The sequence below is a fragment of the Mesorhizobium sp. M7A.F.Ca.US.005.03.2.1 genome, from assembly GCF_003997795.1.
GTDB classification, from domain to species: domain Bacteria; phylum Pseudomonadota; class Alphaproteobacteria; order Rhizobiales; family Rhizobiaceae; genus Mesorhizobium; species Mesorhizobium ciceri.
This window is the reverse complement of sequence record NZ_RZRP01000914.1, coordinates 1-2,382: the sequence shown is the minus strand read 5'-3', so window position 1 is coordinate 2,382 and position 2,382 is coordinate 1. Positions and strand designations below refer to the sequence as shown.

Sequence of the window (2,382 nt, the reverse complement as noted above, 5' to 3'; positions counted from 1 at the left end):
TCGCCGCGCTCCGGATCCCAGGCCAGCGGCCCCTTGGTCAGTGGGCAGGCCAAGAGTTCCAGCAGCCTGGGGTCGACCTTCTTCCCGTCACGTCCGTCCGCCATCGCGCCCTCTTACTGCAAACTCGACCCAAAATCCTCATTCTCGCGCGCCAGCGCCATTTCGGTGATGGCGATCAGCGTCTCGGCCCGGGTCTTCAAATCCGCCGCTTCGAGCAGCGCCTGTTTCTCGGCTGGCCCGTAGGGCGCCATCATCGACAACGCATTGACCAGCATGGCATTTTCGGCCCGGCTGACGCTTTCCCAGTCGGCCTCGAGGTCGTTGGCCTGCAGATAGGCGCGAAATGCCTTGAGCAGCGATGGCCGGTCGATCTCGTTGCCCGCCTGGTCCTCATCGAGATCGGCAAGGAAAGGCGAGGGCTTGCACTGGCGAAACGGCGTCTTGACCGTCAATTCATGGGCGATGCGGAACCGGCACACGCCCTGCAGCGAAATCAGGTAACGGCCGTCGCCGCTCTCGGAAAAGGCGATGATGCGCCCGGCGCAACCGACATTGCAGAGTTCCGGCTCGCCGTCGTCGCGCAAGGCCCCGTCGAGACTGGGCTGGATGACGCCGATGAGCCGCGAGCCGGCGATCGCCTCGTCCACCATCTGCAGATAGCGCGGCTCGAAGATGTTGAGCGGCATGCGGCCTCCCGGCAGCAAAAGCGCCCCCTCGAGCGGAAAGATAGGGATCGTCGACGGCAAATCCTTGGCGAGCCGGTAATGCGCGTTTCCCGCTTGCACCTCATTCCTCCGATCGCGCCATCAAAAAGCGCGTGAGTTCTTGGCCCTAATCTGGCGCAATCATCGCCGACGCCAAGCCCGTGCGGCAAAACAACCGGCAGCCGGCTCAGGAAAACAGCAGCGCCGACAATTTGCGGCGCGCGGCCAGCGTCGCCTCGTCGGTCATGCCCCAGGCCTCGAACAGCTGCAGCAATTGCGTCCTCGCGCCATCCTCGTTCCAGGCCCGGTCGGCCTTGATGATGGCCAGCAGATTGTCGGCGGCGGCCGTACGGTCGCCGTTGGCGTTCTGGATCATGGCCAGATCGAAACGCGCCTGGTGATCTCCGGGATTTTCCGCAAGGCGCCGCTCGAATTCGGCTGGATTGCCGAGAGCCGCCGCCTGCGCCGCAACCGCCATCCTGGCGCGCAGGGCTGCCACCGGCGGCGCATCCTTCTTGGCCTCCGGGGCTGTTGCCAAAAGCGCCTCGGCGCCTTCCGTGTCGCCGGCCTCGAACAGCAGCTCTCCCAGTCCGGCGATCGCCTCGATCGTCTCCGGCGCCTGCGCCAGGATGGCGTCATAAATGTCGGCCGCGGTCTGCATGTCGCCGGCGTCGCGCGCCTCGGTCGCCGCAGCCAGAGCTTCGGCCACCGGCGGCGCGCCATTGCCCTTGCCGCCGACCTTGGTGATGAATTCGTTGATCTGGCTCTCCGGGATGGCGCCCATGAAGCCATCGACCGGCTGGCCGTCCTTGAAGGCGATGACCGCCGGGATCGACTGGATGCCGAGCTGGCCGGCGATCGACGGATGGTCGTCGATGTTCATCTTGACCAGCTTGACCCTGCCGCCGGCGGCCTTGACCGCCTTCTCCAGCTGCGGCGTCAGTTGCTTGCAAGGTCCGCACCAGGGCGCCCAGAAATCGACCAGCACCGGCTGGCGGCGCGATTCCTGGATGACATCGGCGGCAAAGGCAGCCGTCGTCGTGTCCTTGATCACATCGGCGGGAGCGGCGGGCGTATCGCCAAGCGCGACTTTCGCCGGCGCCGGCGCGGTTCCACCATACTGCACCGAGGTGGTGTACTGGCCGCCATTGCCGCCAAAGGGGCCGCCGAACGGATTGTTGTCGCTCATCTCTTTACCCTTCCGTGGCGCCGCCGGCCGGCGGCCAGGCGCCCTATGCTTCAGACCATCGGTTTTAAGCCATCCATGTGGCGATCACGCGGAGACTTTCAAGATAGCAGCATCGTGCCCGGTTGCCTCGACGAATCTGATCAGGTCGCTCGCTGCGATCGATGTCGTCGCCTCATTGGTCAGCGGATGCCCATTGATCACCGCATGCTCCATCAAATCCTTGTCGAGCACGAGCTTGACCCTGTTTGCCGTGTCGTTGATGATGCCAAAGACCGTGACGGCGCCCGGCGTGACGCCGAGCAGCTCCATCAGCATCTCCGGTTTGCCGAAAGAAACCCGGCTGGCGGCGCCGATCACTTGGTGGATCTGCTTCAGGTCGACGACCGCGTCCTCGCCGACGGTGACCAGAAAGAAATTGTCTTTCTTGTCCTTCAGGAACAGGTTTTTCGTGTGCCCGCCGGCGATCTCGCCGCGCAGCGCCTGCGAATC

At 64.7% G+C, this 2,382-nt stretch carries 4 protein-coding genes; all 4 read right to left on the bottom strand.

Annotated elements, in window-relative coordinates; genetic code table 11:
• Window positions 1-104: Trm112 family protein (locus tag EN991_RS32480; protein WP_281058829.1), on the bottom strand; the 104-nt coding region annotated here is incomplete at its 3' end.
• 9 nt (window positions 105-113) lie between these two features.
• The gene (locus tag EN991_RS32475; protein ID WP_013528774.1) at window positions 114-785 is read right to left on the bottom strand and encodes an LON peptidase substrate-binding domain-containing protein; all 672 of its coding nucleotides are present in this window, start codon (window positions 783-785) and stop codon (window positions 114-116) included.
• Between the two features lie 106 nt (window positions 786-891).
• A complete protein-coding gene (trxA, locus tag EN991_RS32470; protein ID WP_063169575.1) occupies window positions 892-1,893 on the bottom strand; it encodes a thioredoxin in 1,002 nt (333 codons plus the stop codon).
• Between the two features lie 84 nt (window positions 1,894-1,977).
• A partial coding sequence (locus EN991_RS32465) for a YbaK/EbsC family protein (protein WP_127370273.1) occupies window positions 1,978-2,382 on the bottom strand: 405 nt, incomplete at its 5' end.